Origin of the sequence: Amycolatopsis rifamycinica (assembly GCF_000695625.1) — a bacterium.
Taxonomy (GTDB): Bacteria; Actinomycetota; Actinomycetes; order Mycobacteriales; family Pseudonocardiaceae; genus Amycolatopsis; species Amycolatopsis rifamycinica.
Map to the genome: position 1 here is coordinate 1 of NZ_JMQI01000023.1, position 15155 is coordinate 15155.

20 protein-coding genes are annotated in these 15155 nt (G+C 72.9%); 11 read left to right on the forward strand and 9 right to left on the reverse strand.

Translation table 11 applies throughout. The annotated features are described in order from the left end of the window. Positions 1–817, reverse strand: an 817-nt coding sequence (locus DV20_RS10780) for a carbon-nitrogen hydrolase family protein (RefSeq protein WP_063607787.1), incomplete at its 3' end; no start/stop codon positions are given. Beyond that, complete coding sequence (locus DV20_RS10785; RefSeq protein WP_043778982.1) at positions 799–1578, reverse strand: DUF1295 domain-containing protein; 780 nt, start codon at positions 1576–1578, stop codon at positions 799–801. The genes DV20_RS10785 and DV20_RS10780, both read right to left, overlap by 19 nt. Before the next feature lie 30 nt (positions 1579–1608). On the opposite strand from DV20_RS10785, the gene DV20_RS10790 reads away from it, so the two are divergent. Then, positions 1609–2820, forward strand: a complete 1212-nt coding sequence (locus tag DV20_RS10790) for a threonine synthase (RefSeq protein ID WP_043778984.1) — start codon at positions 1609–1611, stop codon at positions 2818–2820. Here the strand turns inward: DV20_RS10790 and DV20_RS10795 are convergent. Beyond that, the gene (locus DV20_RS10795; RefSeq protein WP_043778986.1) at positions 2817–3170 is read right to left on the reverse strand and encodes an arsenate reductase family protein; all 354 of its coding nucleotides are present in this window, start codon (positions 3168–3170) and stop codon (positions 2817–2819) included. The two genes, DV20_RS10790 and DV20_RS10795, sit on opposite strands and share 4 nt — an antisense overlap. A gap of 54 nt (positions 3171–3224) precedes the next feature. Between DV20_RS10795 and DV20_RS10800 the strand changes: the two genes are divergently transcribed. Both DV20_RS10800 and DV20_RS10805 read left to right on the forward strand, forming a co-directional pair. After that, positions 3225–3818 (forward strand): TetR/AcrR family transcriptional regulator, encoded by a 594-nt coding sequence (locus tag DV20_RS10800; RefSeq protein WP_043778988.1) that lies wholly within the window; start codon positions 3225–3227, stop codon positions 3816–3818. Then, a complete protein-coding gene (locus DV20_RS10805; protein ID WP_043778991.1) occupies positions 3815–4435 on the forward strand; it encodes an enoyl-CoA hydratase/isomerase family protein in 621 nt (206 codons plus the stop codon). The genes DV20_RS10800 and DV20_RS10805 overlap by 4 nt, the downstream gene beginning before the upstream one ends. Before the next feature lie 100 nt (positions 4436–4535). Here the strand turns inward: DV20_RS10805 and DV20_RS10810 are convergent, their stop codons facing one another. Both DV20_RS10810 and DV20_RS10815 read right to left on the reverse strand, forming a co-directional pair. Continuing rightward, positions 4536–5792 (reverse strand): RNA polymerase sigma factor, encoded by a 1257-nt coding sequence (locus DV20_RS10810; protein ID WP_043778993.1) that lies wholly within the window; start codon positions 5790–5792, stop codon positions 4536–4538. Between the two features lie 5 nt (positions 5793–5797). Next, positions 5798–6148 carry a YciI family protein gene (locus tag DV20_RS10815; RefSeq protein ID WP_043778996.1) on the reverse strand — a complete coding sequence of 117 codons (351 nt, stop codon included), beginning with the start codon at positions 6146–6148 and terminating at the stop codon, positions 5798–5800. A 102-nt stretch (positions 6149–6250) separates the two neighbouring features. Between DV20_RS10815 and DV20_RS10820 the strand changes: the two genes are divergently transcribed. The 3 genes from DV20_RS10820 to DV20_RS10830 are packed head-to-tail and all read left to right on the forward strand — an operon-like array spanning position 6251 to position 7883. Continuing rightward, complete coding sequence (locus tag DV20_RS10820) at positions 6251–6703, forward strand: hypothetical protein (protein ID WP_043778998.1); 453 nt, start codon at positions 6251–6253, stop codon at positions 6701–6703. Continuing rightward, complete coding sequence (locus DV20_RS10825; protein WP_043779000.1) at positions 6697–6921, forward strand: helix-turn-helix transcriptional regulator; 225 nt, start codon at positions 6697–6699, stop codon at positions 6919–6921. Before DV20_RS10820 ends, DV20_RS10825 begins: the two co-directional genes overlap by 7 nt. After that, complete coding sequence (locus tag DV20_RS10830; RefSeq protein WP_043779002.1) at positions 6918–7883, forward strand: NAD(P)-dependent alcohol dehydrogenase; 966 nt, start codon at positions 6918–6920, stop codon at positions 7881–7883. Before DV20_RS10825 ends, DV20_RS10830 begins: the two co-directional genes overlap by 4 nt. Here DV20_RS10830 and DV20_RS10835 read toward each other — a convergent pair. Both DV20_RS10835 and DV20_RS10840 read right to left on the reverse strand, forming a co-directional pair. Next, entirely contained in the window at positions 7873–8697 is an 825-nt protein-coding gene (locus DV20_RS10835) for an SDR family oxidoreductase (RefSeq protein WP_235190784.1), read from the reverse strand. The genes DV20_RS10830 and DV20_RS10835 overlap by 11 nt on opposite strands. Before the next feature lie 49 nt (positions 8698–8746). Then, positions 8747–9118: a YciI family protein gene (locus DV20_RS10840; RefSeq protein ID WP_084093414.1), complete on the reverse strand. Its 372-nt coding sequence runs from the start codon at positions 9116–9118 to the stop codon at positions 8747–8749. A 173-nt stretch (positions 9119–9291) separates the two neighbouring features. Between DV20_RS10840 and DV20_RS10845 the strand changes: the two genes are divergently transcribed. Continuing rightward, positions 9292–10374 (forward strand): WD40/YVTN/BNR-like repeat-containing protein, encoded by a 1083-nt coding sequence (locus DV20_RS10845; RefSeq protein ID WP_043779006.1) that lies wholly within the window; start codon positions 9292–9294, stop codon positions 10372–10374. 3 nt (positions 10375–10377) lie between these two features. After that, entirely contained in the window at positions 10378–10662 is a 285-nt protein-coding gene (locus DV20_RS10850; protein WP_043779007.1) for a ubiquitin-like small modifier protein 1, read from the forward strand. Here the strand turns inward: DV20_RS10850 and DV20_RS10855 are convergent. Beyond that, on the reverse strand, positions 10637–12025 hold the full coding sequence (locus DV20_RS10855; protein WP_043779010.1) for an MFS transporter: 1389 nt from the start codon (positions 12023–12025) through the stop codon (positions 10637–10639). The genes DV20_RS10850 and DV20_RS10855 overlap by 26 nt on opposite strands. A 24-nt stretch (positions 12026–12049) precedes the next feature. Between DV20_RS10855 and DV20_RS10860 the strand changes: the two genes are divergently transcribed. Further along, positions 12050–12502: a MerR family transcriptional regulator gene (locus DV20_RS10860; RefSeq protein WP_043779011.1), complete on the forward strand. Its 453-nt coding sequence runs from the start codon at positions 12050–12052 to the stop codon at positions 12500–12502. On the opposite strand, the gene DV20_RS10865 is transcribed toward DV20_RS10860, so the two are convergent. Then, the gene (locus tag DV20_RS10865; protein WP_043779013.1) at positions 12484–13557 is read right to left on the reverse strand and encodes an EstA family serine hydrolase; all 1074 of its coding nucleotides are present in this window, start codon (positions 13555–13557) and stop codon (positions 12484–12486) included. The genes DV20_RS10860 and DV20_RS10865 overlap by 19 nt on opposite strands. Before the next feature lie 131 nt (positions 13558–13688). On the opposite strand from DV20_RS10865, the gene DV20_RS10870 reads away from it, so the two are divergent. Next, positions 13689–14204 carry an ImmA/IrrE family metallo-endopeptidase gene (locus DV20_RS10870; RefSeq protein WP_043779016.1) on the forward strand — a complete coding sequence of 172 codons (516 nt, stop codon included), beginning with the start codon at positions 13689–13691 and terminating at the stop codon, positions 14202–14204. Continuing rightward, the coding region (locus tag DV20_RS10875) for an MAB_1171c family putative transporter (protein ID WP_043779018.1) at positions 14201–15155 on the forward strand (955 nt) is incomplete at its 3' end. The genes DV20_RS10870 and DV20_RS10875, both read left to right, overlap by 4 nt.

Sequence of the window (15155 nt, forward strand, 5' to 3'; positions counted from 1 at the left end):
AGGTGACGCCGTCCCGGGGCCGCTCGTCCACGGTCAGGGAGAAGACGTCCGGCCGCGCGTAGTGCCCCGAGACGTCGAGGCTGTGGCGCGCGGCCACGATCTGCTCGAGGTCGATCTCCGCCGTGATCAGGCCCTCCGCGTCGCGCAGCGGGCCCGCCAGCACGTCCCCCAGCGGACCGACGATCACGCTGCCGCCGCGGAACGGGTCGTCGCCTTCTGCCTCGTACGGGCACGCCGAGACCACGAAACACCGGCCCTCGTCGGCGATGTGGCGCATGGAGGCCTGCCAGACGTCGCGGTCGTCCGCCGTCGGCGCGCACCAGATCTCGACGCCTTTGGCGTACATCGCCGCGCGCAGCAGCGGCATGTGGTTCTCCCAGCAGATCGCCGCGCCGGCCCGGCCCGCGGCCGTCGGGACGACCGGGAGCGTCGAACCGTCGCCGCGGCCCCACACCAGGCGTTCGCGCGCGGTCGGGACCAGCTTGCGGTGCTTGGCGACCAGGCCGAGCCGCGGGTCGAGGAAGACCACGGTGCTGTACAGCGTCGAGCCGTCGCGCTCGATGACGCCGACCACCAGGCCGGCCCCGGTCCGCGCCGCCAGCCCGGCCAGTTCGGTGACCTCGGGGCCGGGCACGGTCACCGACGCGCCGAAGTACTCGACGAACGGCTCCCCGCGCGGGTACCCGCCGAGAACCGCCTCCGGCAGCACCACCAGGTCGGCGCCGCGGATCTCGTCCTCGAACGCCAGGATCCGCTCGACCGGGACGCCGGTCGCGAGCTGCAGCGCGGCGACGACCGTCATCCGCGGGCCGGCCACGGGACGACCGCCGACGTCCGCCGCTGGTAGTCGGCGTATTCGGGGTACCGGGACCGGGTGATGCTCTCGGTGAACCGCGTCGAGCCCACGAACAGCAGCGTCAGCAGGACGGCGCCGACGACCGTCCACTGCGGACCGCCGGCGACCACGCCGAACGCGGCGATCGCCCACCACTGGGCCTGCTCGAAGAAGAAGTTCGGATGCCGCGAGTAGCGGAACAGCCCGGTCTGGAGGAACCGCGTCGGCGCGCGGCCGGCGTGCTTCTCGCGGTGGAACGCCCACTGCTGCTGGTCGGCGACCGTCTCGCCGGCCAGGAAGGCGGCGAAGACCACCGCGACGACGACGTCCGCGGCCCCGAACCCGCCGGGGTGCTCCAGCGCGGTCAGCGCGGGCAGCGTGATCAGCAGCAGGATCACGTTCTGGTACAGCGAGATGAAGAAGAAGTTGAACAGCTGGAACTGCCACGGCGCCATCCGCTCGCGCAGCACCGCCCACCGGTAGTCCTCGCCACCGGGCGCGTAGCCACCTTTGCGGGCGAAGTTGAACGTCAGCCGGGCGCCCCACAGCGCGACCAGCGCGAACATCACGTCGAGCCGCGCGTCGGCGAACCCGGCGGCGCCGGCGAAGATCCCCGCGTAGGCCACCGGCACGATCGACCAGATCCGGTCGACCCAGGAGTACTCCCTGGTCAGCACCGAGACCAGCCAGGTGCCGAGCGTCACCCCGGCGAAGACGTACAGGCACACCCGCAGCGCGTCCATGTGCTCACTTTAGGACCTAGGATCGGCGCCGTGCCGTACTCCTTTCTCAGTCACCTCGAGTGCTCGCGGACCGGCGACCGCCTGGACGCCGACGCGGTCCAGGGCCTCTCCCCGGCGGGTGCGCCGCTGCTCGCGCGCTACGACCTCGACGGGGTCCGCGAAGCCGTGACGCCGAAGGAGATCGCCTCCCGCGAGCCGACGCTGTGGCGCTACCACGAGGTGCTGCCGGTGCGGTCGGCCGAGCACGTCGTCAGCCTCGGCGAAGGCATGACGCCGTTGCTGCGGCTGCCGCGCTACGGCCGCGAGCTGGGGCTGCCGCGCCTGTGGATGAAGGACGAAGGCCTGGTGCCGACCGGCACGTTCAAGGCGCGCGGCGCCGCGGTCGGCGTCTCGCGGGCGGCCGAGCTCGGCGTGCGCGGGATCGCGATGCCGACGAACGGCAACGCCGGCGCGGCGTGGGCGTTGTACGCGGCGCGCGCGGGACTGTCGAGCCTGGTCGCGATGCCGGACGACGCGCCGGCGATCACCATGCGCGAGTGCGTCGCCGCCGGAGCCGAGCTGTACCGGGTGGACGGTCTCATCGGGGACGCGGGCAAGCTCGTCGCCGCGGCGGTCGGGCGGCGTCCCGGCGTGCAGGACGTCTCGACGCTGAAGGAGCCGTACCGCATCGAGGGCAAGAAGACGATGGGGTACGAGATCGCCGAGCAGTTCGGCTGGCGGCTGCCCGACGTCATCCTCTACCCCACCGGCGGCGGCGTCGGCATCATCGGGATCTACAAGGCGTTGCTGGAAATGCGGGAGCTGGGCTGGGTTTCCGGCCCGCTGCCCCGGCTCGTCGCCGTGCAGGCCACCGGGTGCGCGCCGATCGTCACGGCGTTTTCGCGCGGTGAGCGGGAAAGCACGCCGTTCCCGGACGCGCGGACGGTCGCCTTCGGCATCACCGTGCCGAAGGCGCTGGGCGACTTCCTCGTGCTCGACGCCGTGTACGCGACCGGCGGCACCGCTGTCGCCGTCACCGACGAGGAACTGCTCGCGGCGCAACGGGAACTGGCCGAGCGCGAAGGCGCCTTCGTCTGCCCGGAAGGCGGAGCGTGCTTCGCCGCGTTGCGGCACCTTCGCGAGTCGGGGTGGCTCGAGGGCGACGAAGACGTCGTCGTGCTCAACACCGGCGCCGGGATCAAGTACCCGGAGACAGTGCCCCTGGACGTCCCGCTCCTGGCCAAGAGCGACGCGATTCCCTAGAGGACCGAGCGCACGGTTTCGGGGTCGCGGGCGACGACGGTGGTGCCGTCGTCGGCCGTGATGATCGGACGCTGGATGAGTTTCGGGTGCTCGGCCAGCGCCTTGATCCACTTCGGCCGGTCCTGGGCGGTGCGGCCCCAGCTCTTGAGGCCGAGTTCCTTCGCGATCGGCTCGGCCGTGCGCGTGATGTCCCACGGTTCGAGGCCGAGGCGCTCGAGGACAGCTTCGAGTTCGGCCGCCGTTGGCGGGTCCTCGAGGTAGCGGCGCACGGTGTACTCCGCGCCGGCTTCGTCCAGCATCGACACCGCGGACCGGCACTTCGAGCACGCCGGATTGATCCAGATCTCCACGGCGGGAGCCTACCCCGGCTGGTTTTGGAGCACGTGTTCTGTTACGGTCGCGCCATGCCCCGCCCCCGCGTCCACGACCTCGACGCGCTGCTCGACGTCGCCGAGCGGCTCGTCGCGTCCTCGGCGGACGTGACCGTGCGTGGCCTGGCCGCGGCGGCCGGGGTCCCGAACGGGACGATCTACCACGCGTTCGGGTCGCTGAACGCGGTGCTGGCCCGGGTCTGGCTGCGGGCGGCGACCGAGTTCCTGGACCTGCAGACCGCGCTCGTGGACCGGGCTCCTTCACCGGTGGAGGCGGTGGTCGCGGCGGCGGACACGCCCGCGGAGTTCGCGTTGCTGCGTCCCGACGGGGCGCGGATGCTGCTCAAGGTCCGGGGCGACCGGCTCTTCGGGCCCGAACTGCCCGACGAGCTGGCGGACGCGCTGCACGCGGTGGACAAACGCCTGGTCGCCCTGCTGGTCCGGCTCGCCCGCCGGCTGTGGGACCGCGGCGACGGCCTGGCCGTCGAGGTGATCACGACGTGCGTCGTCGACCTGCCGACCGCGTTCTTCCGGCGTGACATCACCGATCCCCTGGTGCGGGACAGGCTGGCCGCCGCGGTGCGGGCGGTGCTGACCGTGCCCCCTCGAGAGAAGGACCGACCGTGACCGTTTCCGTGCTCGACCTGGGCGACGACGAAAACCGGTTTTCCCCGGACTGGCTGCAGCGCGTGCATTCCTTTTTGGACGGTGTCGAAGGCGCGCTGGTGACCACCGGTGGCGGCAAGTTCTATTCGAACGGCCTCGACCTCGAATGGCTGACGGCGCACGGTGACCAGGCTTCGGAGTACGTCGCGGAGGTGCAGGAGCTGCTCGCCCGGGTGCTGACGCTGCCGGTCCCGACGGTCGCGGCGATCAACGGGCACGCGTTCGGCGCGGGCGCGATGCTGGCGATGGCGCACGACTTCCGCGTGATGCGCGCGGACCGCGGTTACTTCTGCTTCCCGGAGGCGGACATCAACATCCCGTTCACGCCCGGGATGGCGGCGCTGATCCAGGGGAAGCTCACACCGTCGGCGGCGATCGCGTCGATGACGACGGGACGGCGGTTCGGCGGGACGGAAGCGGTGGAGGCCGGGTTGGTGGACGAGGTCGCGGCCGAGGGGGAAGTGGTGAAGGCGGCGCAGGAGCGGGTCCGGGAACTGGCGGGGAAGGACCGCGGAACGCTGGGGGCGATCAAGGCGACGATGTTCGCGCCGGCCGTGGCGGCGTTGCGGGCGGCGTAGGCCTCCGGCCCCCGGTGTCCAGCTTACCGGGGGCCACCGACAGTTCCGGATGGCCGGACACGTGGAGGGCCCCCATGACTCGAGAGCCACGAGGTGCCCTTCACGACAGCTCGGCGAGGCGGCGGCGCAGGTGGGCGCGCTCCGGTTCGGTTCCCGCCAGCTCCAGCGCTTCCCGGTAGGCCGCGGCCGCTTCGGCGGGACGGTCCAGGCGGGACAGCAGGTCGCCCCGAGCCGCCGCGAACGGGCCGTACTCCCGCAACCGCGGGTCACCCACCAGCCCGTCCAGCAGCACCAATCCCGCTTGTGGCCCGTCCCTCATCGCCACCGCCACCGCGCGGTTCAGCTCCACCACCGGGGACGGTGCCAGCCCGCGCAGCACGTCGTACAGCGCCACGATCTGCGGCCAGTCCGTGCTCGCCAGGTCCGCGGCCTCGTCGTGCAGGGCCGCGATCGCCGCCTGGACTCCGTACAGGCCCGGTGGCCCGCCCGTCAGGGCCGCCACCACCAGCGCCGCTCCCTCGTCGATCATCGGGCGATCCCACCGGGCGCGGTCCTGGTCGTCGAGGAGCACCAGGGCGCCGTCCGGATCGGTGCGGGCGTTGCGGCGGGCGTGGATCAGCAGCATGAGGGCCAGCAGGCCCGCCACCTCGCGCTCGTCCGGCAGCAGCCGGCGGAGGATGCGGGCCAGGCGGATCGCTTCCTCCGCCAGGTCGCGCCGCTGCAGGTCCGGGCCCGAACTCGCCGCGTAGCCCTCGGTGAAGATCGAGTACACGACCTGGAGCACGCCCGGCAGCCGCCCGGGCAGCTCGCCGGCGTCCGGTACCCGGAACGGGATGCGCAGCGTGCGGATGCGGTTCTTCGCGCGCACGATCCGCTTGCCCATCGTCGCGCTCGGCACCAGGAACGCCCGCGCGACCTCCGGGGTCGTCAGCCCGGCCAGGCAGCGCAACGTCAGCGCCGCGCGGTCCTCGGCGGGCAGCGCCGGGTGGGCGCAGGTGAAGAACAGCTGGAGCCGCTCGTCCGGCAGGCCACCGTCGGACGGCGGGGCGGGCGCCGCGCGCTCGGCCTCGACCTGCAGCACCGCGAGCCGGGCCGCGTAGGCCTGGTCGCGGCGCAGCCGGTCGACCGCCTTGCGTCGGGCCGTCGTCATCAGCCAGGCGCCCGGCTTCGGCGGCACGCCCTCGGCCGGCCAGTGGACCAGCGCGGCCTCGATCGCCTCCGACGTCACCTCCTCGGCCAGGTCGAGGTCGCCGAACCGGCGGACGAGCGCGGCCAGCAGCAGCCCGCGCTCCTCCCGGAACACCGCCTCGAGGGTCAGCCGGGATCCCCCGGCCGCCGCGTCCGCCCGCCCCGTCACCGCCGTCAGCCTTCGAAGCCGGCCAGCGGCCGGACCACGATCGAGCCGCCGCCGCGGGAGCCCGGGCAGCGCGCCGCCCAGTCGAGCGCCACGTCGAGGTCCGGCACGTCGACGACGAAGTAGCCGCCCAGCACCTCGCGGGACTCGGCGAACGGCCCGTCGGTGACCACCCGCTCGCCGTGCTCGTCGACGCGGACCACCGCGGCCGTGGTGAAGTCGGCGAGCGAATCCCCGGAGACGTAGACCCCCGAGTCCTTGATGGTCTTGTCGAACAGCTGCCAGTCCTCAGGCGTGCAGCCGCCCATCGCCTCGCCGTCGGCGTCGAGAGCGGCGTTGATCAGCATCAGGTACTTCACGGGTTCCTCCAGTGGCTCGGTTGCCGTACGCGGTGACTACGAACGGCGGACCGCCGCTTGGACACCCTCGCCGGGAATTTTCTCATGTCAAGAAACTTTGACATGATGTCTGGTTTGTTTTACCTTGACGAAGTGACCCACGAAGAGAAGAGAGCCTGGATCCTCGGGATCGCCGCGGTGGTGAGCTACGCGGTGTACCTCGTGCTGGTCCTCGGCCGGGCCGGCAGGCGACCGCTGGCCGAAGTTCCTTACGTCGCAACGCTGCTCTGGGCGGTCGGCGCGTCCATCGTCGCGACGATCGCGCTGAGCATCCTCGCCGCGATGGTGTCGAAGGACGGCGCGAAGGACCAGCGCGACCGCGAAATCGGGCGGTTCGGCGAGTACGTCGGCCACTCGTTCGTCGTCATCGGCGCCGTCGCGGCGCTGCTGCTGGCGATGGCCGAGGCACCGCACTTCTGGATCGCCAACGCCGTCTACCTGGCCTTCACGCTGTCGGCGATCCTCGGGTCGGTCGCCCGGATCTTCGCCTACCGGCGGGGTTTCCAGCCGTGGTGAAACCGACCCGCGTCACCAACTCGCTCCGCGCCCTCCGGTTCGCGCACGGCCAGATGACCCAGGCCGACCTCGCCACCCGGATCGGCGTCACCCGCCAGACCGTCATCGCCATCGAGCAGGGCCGGTACTCGCCTTCGCTGGAAATGGCGTTCCAGATCGCCCACGTGTTCGGGGTGCCGCTCGAAGACGTGTTCCACTACCCGGAGGAGTCCCCGTGAAAGCCCTCGTCCAAGACCACTACGGAACCACCGCCGTGCTCGAACCGCGCGACGTCGCGAGACCGGCGCCCGGGCCCGGCGAAGTTCTCGTGCGCGTGCACGCGGCCGGCGTCGACCCGGGCGTGTGGCACCTCGTCACCGGGCAGCCGTACCTGCTGCGCCTGCTGGGTTTCGGCCTGCGCGCGCCGAAGAACCCGGTGCGCGGCCTCGACTTCGCGGGCACGGTCGAAGAAACCGGCGACGGCGTCACGACCGTCCGGCCGGGCGACGAGGTGTTCGGCGAGTGCACCGGCTCGTTCGCCGAGTACGCCGTCGCGAAGGTGGCTCGGATCGCGCCGAAACCGGCCCGGCTCTCGTTCGAGCAGGCGGCGGCCACCGCGGTCTCCGGCTGCACCGCCCTGCAGGGCCTGCGCGACGCCGGCCGCGTCCGGCCGGGACAGTCGGTGCTGGTGATCGGCGCGGCGGGCGGCGTCGGGTCGTTCGCGGTGCAGCTGGCCAAGACCTTCGGCGCCGAAGTCACGGCGGTGTGCAGCACCGGAAAGGCGGACGTGGTCCGCGCTCTCGGCGCGGACCACGTCGTCGACTACACCCGCGAGGACTTCACCGGGCGGCGGTACGACCTCGTCCTGGACACGGCGAGCATGCGCGGGCTCAGGCACCTGCGCCGGGCCCTGACGCCGGGCGGCACGCTGGTCATCGTCGGCGGCGAGGGCGGCGGCCGGTGGCTGGGCGGCGTCCAGCGGACCGCCGTCGCGGCGCTGCTCAGCCCGTTCGTCGGGCACCGGCTGCGGGGCCTCGTTTCCGCGGTCCGCGGCGCGGACCTCGAAGTGCTGCGCGAACTGGCCGAAGCCGGGCAGGTGACGCCGCTGATCGACCGGACGTACCCGCTCGCCGACGCCGTGGCCGCGATCGACTACGTCCACAAGGGACACTCGGCGGGCAAGGTCGTGCTCACCCTCTGAAGCCGCGGCGCTCGATCCGGTCGACGTGGGCCCGGTGCCCGGCCGGCGGCCGCCGCCCGCCGACCCGATCAGCGGAAGGCGTCCGCGTGGGCCTCGGCCCACTGGGTGAAGGTCCGCGCCGGCCGCCCGGTCGGCCACGGTCGGGTACACCGTCGCTTCGTCCAAGGCCCCGTCGACGTACTCGCCCGGCATGGCGGCCTCGAGCTCCGCCCGCGTCTCGTCGTTCGACAGCCCCACGAACCGCAGGTCCCGGCCCAGCACGGAAGCCAGCACGGCGACCTGCTCGGCCGGCCGCGAGCGCCGCCACCGCCACCGCCGCGATGTCCGCCGGGTCGACGCACGCCGCCGCCACGTCGGGGAACCGGACTCGGACCGTGTCGCCCGCGCGCAGCTGCGGCAGCCAGCGCAGGGCGTTCGACGAGAACGCGCGCGGCCGCAGGAACGTCCAGTCCAGGCCCGACTCCCGCACCGCCCGCTCGGACAGCGTCATGTAGCGGGACACCGCGTTGTCCAGGTCCGCCAGCGCGGCCGAACCGCCGGACAGCAGCACGATCCGCCGGACCCCCGCCTCCGCGGCCCGCGCCAGCATGCCGGGCATGTCCTCGTAGCCGGACAGCAGGAAGACGCCTTCGACGCCCTTCAGCGCGTCGGTCAGCCCAGCGGGCGAGTCGAGGTCGCCCACCGCGGCCTCCGCCCCGGCCGGCAGGGCGGCATCCGGCCGGCGCACCAGCGCCCGGACCGGGGCGCCCGCCGCCGCGAGTGCCGAAACCACTTCATCGCCGACGTTGCCGGTGGCGCCGGTGACCAGGAACATCCGCTCCCCCAGAGTCGTTGCCCGGCCGGCCTAGCGCCACCGGCCGCCGTCATCCCTGCGCCGGCAGCTCGTCGAACTCGACGACCTGGCGGATCTCCACCTCGATCTCCTGGTCGAACAGCTCGACGTACCGCTTGGCGAACTCGACGGCCTCCGCCCGGTCCGCCGCGTTGATCAGCGCGAACCCGCCGATGACCTCCTTGGCCTCGGCGAACGGGCCGTCGGTCACGCGGATCGCGGCACCGCGCGGCTTGCGGACCAGCGCGCCCTTCTCCGTCGGGTGGACGCCCTCCGCCGTGATCAGGATGTCCTTCTCCGCCGACTCCTGGATGAACGCGCCCATCTTCTCCATGAACTCCGGGCTGGGGTTCCACGACCGGGGGTCGTGCTCGTCGACCCGGTGCATCATGAGAAACCGCATGGTGTGCTCCCTGCTGTTCTTCGGCCGGGGTCCGGTGCGTTCCCGGACGCGGTGACCGGCCTTCACCCCCACGTCGAACGCACCGGTCCGGCGTTCGACATTTGCACGGGACGATTTTTCCGGCAGAGTACCTGTGACCTGAGTCACCCGAAGAACCCGGAGGAAGGTGCCGGATGGCCGTCCTGCTCGCGATCGGTACGCGCAAAGGTCTGTGGCTGGCGACCAGCACGGATGACCGGGCCTCCTGGGAGGTCACCGGCCCGCACCACCCGATGACGGAGGTGTACGCGGTCGGCATCGACACGCGCCGGGCCACGCCGCGGCTGCTGGCCGGGGTGACCAGCGAGCACTTCGGGCCGAGCGTGGCCACCAGCGACGACCTGGGCGCGACCTGGGCCGAACCCGACCACGCGCCGATCGCCTTCCCGGCGGACACCGGCGAGTCGCTGGCCAGGACGTGGCAGCTCGTGCCGGGCCCGGCGAGCGAGCCGGACGTCGTCTACGCCGGCACCGAACCCTCGGCCCTGTTCCGCTCCACCGACGGCGGCCGCACCTACGAGCTCGTCCGCGGCCTGTGGGACCACCCGCACCGCGAGCACTGGACGCCCGGAGGCGGCGGCAAAGCCATCCACACCGTGCTGCCGCACCCCGGCGACCCGGCCCGCGTCACCGTGGCGATGTCCACCGGCGGCGTCTACCGCACCGAGGACGGCGGCGCGTCCTGGCAGGCGAGCAACACGGGCATCAAAGCGGTCCACGTGCCCGACCCGTACCCCGAGTACGGCCAGTGCGTGCACAAGGTCGCGCGGCACCCGGCCGAGCCGGACCGCCTCTTCGCGCAGGTCCACCACGGCGTCTACCGCAGCGACGACGCGGGCGCGACCTGGCAGTCCATCGCCGACGGCCTGCCCAGCGACTTCGGCTTCCCGGTGGTCGTCCACCCGCACCGGCCGGAGGTGATCTACACCTTCCCGCTGGTCGCCGACGCGATGCGGTTCCCGCCGGACGGCCGCTGCCGCGTGTACCGCAGCGAGGACGCCGGCAAGTCGTGGGAGGCGCTCGGGCCGGGCCTGCCGGACGGGTACTGGGCCGGCGTCATGCGGGACGCGATGTGCACCGACGACGCCGACCCGGCCGGGGTGTACTTCGGTTCGCGGACCGGCGACGTCTACGCCAGCCGCGACGACGGCGACAGCTGGCAGCTCGTCGCGGCGCACCTGCCCGACGTGCTGAGTGTCCGCGCCGCGAGGGTGTGAACCGTGCGGATCACCGTGCTGCTGCCCGGGACGCTGCGGGAGAAGGCCGGCGGCGAGTCGCGGCTGGCCGTCGAGGTCGCCGAGCCGGCCACGCTCGGCGCCGTGCTCGACGCGCTCGCCGAGCGGTACCCGGCGCTGGAACGGCGGCTGCGCGACGAGCAGGCGGGACTGCGCCGGTACGTCAACTTCTACGTCGACGGCGAGGAGTGCCGCCACCGCGGCGGCACCGCGACCGTGCTGCGCGAGGACACCGAGGTGCAGATCATCCCGTCCGTCGCGGGAGGCTGAGCTCGTCGAACAGCGCCGCCGCCTGCCGGGCGGTGGCGGCCGCCCGGCGTCCGGTGCCGGCCAGCGCCAGTGCGAACAGGCCGGCGCCGAGCCCGGCGACCAGCCACCACACGCCGTGCGCCGTGCCCGCGAGCGCGACGCCCAGCGTGGTGCCGGTCTGCCGGCCGGAGGAAGCCAGCGAGGCGGCCACCCCGGTCATCGAAGCCGGCATCCCGGAGACGGCGGTGTTGGTGATCGGCGGGTTGACCGTGCCGAGGAAGACGCCGAAGAGCAGGAAGGTCGCCAGCACCGCCGGCAACGGCGTCTCCGGGCCGAGCCAGGCCGACGCGGCGCCGCCCGCCGCCAGGGCCACCCCGGCGACGACCAGGGGCCCCCGCGGGCCGTGCGTGCCCACGAGCCGTCCCGTCCACGGGGACAGGACCAGGACGACCAGCCCGAGGGGCAGCAGGCACAACCCGGCCGCCAGCGCCGGCAGGCCGCGCACCTCCTGGAGGTACTGGGTGGTGACGAAGAGGAAGACCCCGAACCCGCACAGCGCCAGCAGCGCCATCAGGATCGCCGAGCTGAACGCGATGCTGCGGAACAGGCGCAGTTCGAGCAGCGGATCGGCGCGGCGCGGTTCCCAGGCGAGCAGGCCGAGCACGCCGAGCCCGGCGAGGGCGAGCAGGCCGAGGACCCACGGCGAGGTCCAGCCCAGCCGGTTCGACTCGATGAGCGCGGTGACGACGCTGCCGAGCACCAGCAGCACGAGGACCTGCCCCACCGGGTCGAAGCGGCGGGCCCGCGCCGCGCGCGACTCGGGCACGAACCGGGTGGTGGCGACGAGCGCGGCGGCGATGACCGGGACGTTGACCCAGAAGACGGCCCGCCAGCCGAGGCCGTCGACGAGCGCGCCGCCGAGGATCGGCCCGAGCACCAGCGCCAGGCCGGACATCGACCCGAACACGCCGATGGCGCGGGCGCGGGCGGCCGGGGCCGGGAAGGTGGTGGCGACGATGGCCATCGCGACCGGGTTGAGCATGGTGCCGCCGGCGGCCTGCACCGCGCGGGCCGCGATCAGCCAGCCGACGTCCGGGGCCAGGCTGCACAGCAGCGACCCGAGCCCGAAGAGGGCGAGCCCGTACCGGAAGACGCGTTTGCGGCCGAACCGGTCGGCGGCCGAACCGGCGAGCACGAGGAAGGCGGCCAGCACCAGCGTGTAGGCGTCGACGGTCCACTGCAGGCCGGAGACGGAGGCGCCCAGGTCGCGGCGGATCGACGGCAGGGCGACGGTGACGATGGAAATGTCCATCACCACGACGACGATGCTGGCGCAGCAGATCGCCAGCACCAGGCCCGGCCGGATCGGAGTCGGAACGTTCATGCCTCCGACGCTAGGATGTAGAGCGTGCTCGAAGTCAACCCGATCCCCGCGGAGGGACTGACCATCGCGGACGCGGCCCGCCGCACCGGGGTCAGCGCGCACACGCTGCGCTACTACGAACGCGCCGGCCTGGTGGTGACCCGGGTCGACCGCACGAGCGGCGGCCGGCGCCGCTACCGGAAGCTCGACCTGGACTGGATCAAGATCTGCACCAAGCTGCGCGCCACGGGCATGCCGATCAAGACGATCCGCCGCTACGCGGACCTGGTCGCCGCCGGCCGCGGCAACGAGCAGGAGCGCCTGGCGCTGCTGGAGGAACACCGCGCCGACGTGCTGGCGAGGCTGGCGGAACTGCAGGAGAACCTGACGCTGATCGACCGCAAGATCGACGTGTACCGGGGCCGGTTGGCGGCGGGCGACGCGGACGGCCTGTGGGCGCCGGCCGCGGCCGGCCCACCTCATCCCAAGCCGCTGTAGGCCGCGCCCACCATGGTCATGCCCCGGCCGTCGCCGACGATGGCGTCCATCATCCGGTTCATCACGTAGGCGACGGTCAGGCCGGCGTCGAGGTCGTTGAACACCAGCGAACCGCCCATGCCGCCCCAGAAGCAGTTGCGACCGCTGATGCCGTAGCCCATGCCGTACCGCATCGGCACACCCAGGGCGTGGTCGAGACCCCGGTACTGCTCCTCCAGCGCCCGCTCGCACCCCACCCGCGACAGCAACCCGGCGCCGCCGGAGCTGAGGACCGACTGGACGGCGGCGACCGACCGGGCGTTCCCGTAGCCGGCGCCCGAAGGGATCTCCGCGCGCCGCCACGCCGCCGTGTTGGTGTTCTCGGGCACGAGATCGGGATTGGGAGTGACGTCGAACAGTTCGGTGGGCGGCGGCGCGGTCATCCCGCCGGGCGGAGCGAGGGACGGCGCGACGCGGTGGTGCCTGCTGTCGGGCAGCCCGATGTGGAAGTCGGCCCCCAGCGGCCCGGCGACCTCCGTGGCGAAGAACGCCCCGATCGTCCGGCCGGTGATCCGGCGGACGACCTCGCCGAGCAGGAACCCTTGCGTGAGCGCGTGATAACAGCCGATCTCCCCGGGCGTCCAGCGAGGTGCCTGCGCGGCCAGCAGCGCGGTGACTTTCGCCGAGTCGCACAGGTCGTCGAGGGTGATCGGCGTGTCCCAGACGGGCAGGCCGGCGGTGTGCGACAGGACGTGCCGCACGCGCACGTCCGCGGCCCCGAACTCCGGCCAGTACCGGACGAGCGGAGCGTCCAGGTCGAGCTGCCCCCGATCGGCGAGGATCAACGCGCACAAGGCGATCATCGTCTTGGTGGTGGACCAGACGTTGGTGATCGTGTCCCGTTCCCAGGCCACGGTCCGCCGGGCGTCGGCGTACCCGCCCCAGAGGTCGACCACGGGTTCACCACGGAAGACGACGGCGACGGAAGCACCGACGTCGTCCTTGGCCAGGGACTCCGCGAGCGCGTCACGGACGTCCTGGAACCGCTCGTCGCACGAACCGTGCACCTGCACCATGGGAACCGACCTAACTCCGCCCTTGCCGGCGGCGCCACCGAATATCGGCGGCGGCCCCGGGGTCCGGAGCGGACGATGATCGTCGTCTACCGTAAAGAGCGGAACGGGTGACGGCGACGGCAAGGCGGCTGGTGAAGGAACGCGAGTTGCGGCGCCGCTGCAGGCGGCTGCTGAACGAACTGGGCATCCGGCCGCCGCTCGACGTCCTCGAGCTGTGCCGCAGCGTCGGTCACCAGCGCGGCCGCCCGATCCGGCTGCTCCCGCACCGGATCCCGGTGCCGGGGCCGTTCGGCGCCTGGATCGCCACCGCCCGGGCCGACTACATCATCTACCAGCGGGACACGAGCAAGGCCCACCAGCGCCACATCATCCTGCACGAGCTGGGCCACATCCTGGCCGGCCACGGCGCCACCGCGGAGAACCACGCCCTGGTCGCCCAGCTGGCTCCGGACCTGGCCCCGGAGGCGGCCGGGCGGGCCCTGCTGCGCACCTCCTACGACACCGACCACGAGCGGGAGGCCGAGACGGTGGCGACGATCATCCTGGAGTGGGCGTCGGTCCTCGACCGGGTCGCGCCGCCGTCGTCGGACGAGGGTGCCGCGCGGCGGATCGACGCCGCGCTGGACGAGCGGCTGGGCTGGCTGTGAACAGCAAGATCACGCTCATCGTGGTCCAGGGCGTCATCCTGTTCCCCGCGCTGCTGTGGAAGATCTACCAGCTGACCCGCGCACCGCGCGACGTCGCCCGCTGGATGGTCACGGCCTGCCTGGCCTGCTTCGCGGCCGCGTACCCGCTGGGCCTGCTGGCGGGCGACGTCAACCAGCCGGATCCCGGGTGGATCGTGCCGCTGCTGTTCCAGCACGTCTTCCTGTGCGGGCTGGTGTTCTCCCTGGCGTGTTTCTTCCTGTTCTCGGCCCTCCCGGCCGCCCGGGCCCGGCGCCGGGCCCTGCTGGAAGCCGTTCCGCTGGGCGCCGCGATCCTGGTGATGGCGACGGTCACGGTGCTGATGCCGGACGGCCCGCCGGCGCGGTACCCGCGAGCGGGGGTGTCGATCTTCTACCTCGCGGCCGACCTGTACCTGACCTACGGCATCGCGAGTGCCTGCTTCTTCGCGCGCCGCTACGCCCGCGGGGCGGCGCCCCGGCTGGCCCGCGGGCTGTCGGTCGCCTCGCTGGGGTTCGCGTTCGGCGCGGTGGGCGGGGCGACGTTGATCGCGGTGGTGCTGGTCCACTGGGCGGGCGCGGCGATCCCCTGGCTGCTGGTGCAGGCCACGGTGTTCATGGTGTTCCCGAGCGCGATCCTGCTGGTCGTCGGCCTGTCCTACCCCGGCGTGGCGACCCGCCTGGCGGCGGCCCGCGTGTGGTGGCAGCACCTGCGCACGTACCACCGCCTGCGTCCACTGTGGACGAAGTTGCACGAGGCGTTCCCGGAGGACGCGCTGAGCCGGACCCCCCTCGGCCGCTGGGACGCCCTCAGCGTGCTCGGCGTCCACCGCCGCTACTACCGGCGGGTGATCGAATGCCGGGACGGGCTGGTCCGGATCAGCCCGTACGTCGCCCAGCTGGACCAGGACGGCCCGCTGGCGGATCGGCTGGCGG

Excerpts from the sequence above, each read along its gene's own strand:
- DV20_RS10785 (WP_043778982.1), bottom strand. The coding sequence starts at position 1,578 with ATGGACGCGCTGCGGGTGTGCCTGTACGTCTTCGCCGGGGTGACGCTC.
- DV20_RS10800 (WP_043778988.1), top strand. The coding sequence starts at position 3,225 with ATGCCCCGCCCCCGCGTCCACGACCTCGACGCGCTGCTCGACGTCGCC.
- DV20_RS10820 (WP_043778998.1), top strand. The coding sequence starts at position 6,251 with ATGATGTCTGGTTTGTTTTACCTTGACGAAGTGACCCACGAAGAGAAG.
- DV20_RS10835 (WP_235190784.1), bottom strand. The coding sequence starts at position 8,697 with ATGTTCCTGGTCACCGGCGCCACCGGCAACGTCGGCGATGAAGTGGTT.
- DV20_RS10840 (WP_084093414.1), bottom strand. The coding sequence starts at position 9,118 with ATGCGGTTTCTCATGATGCACCGGGTCGACGAGCACGACCCCCGGTCG.
- DV20_RS10845 (WP_043779006.1), top strand. The coding sequence starts at position 9,292 with ATGGCCGTCCTGCTCGCGATCGGTACGCGCAAAGGTCTGTGGCTGGCG.
- DV20_RS10855 (WP_043779010.1), bottom strand. The coding sequence starts at position 12,025 with ATGAACGTTCCGACTCCGATCCGGCCGGGCCTGGTGCTGGCGATCTGC.
- DV20_RS10865 (WP_043779013.1), bottom strand. The coding sequence starts at position 13,557 with ATGGTGCAGGTGCACGGTTCGTGCGACGAGCGGTTCCAGGACGTCCGT.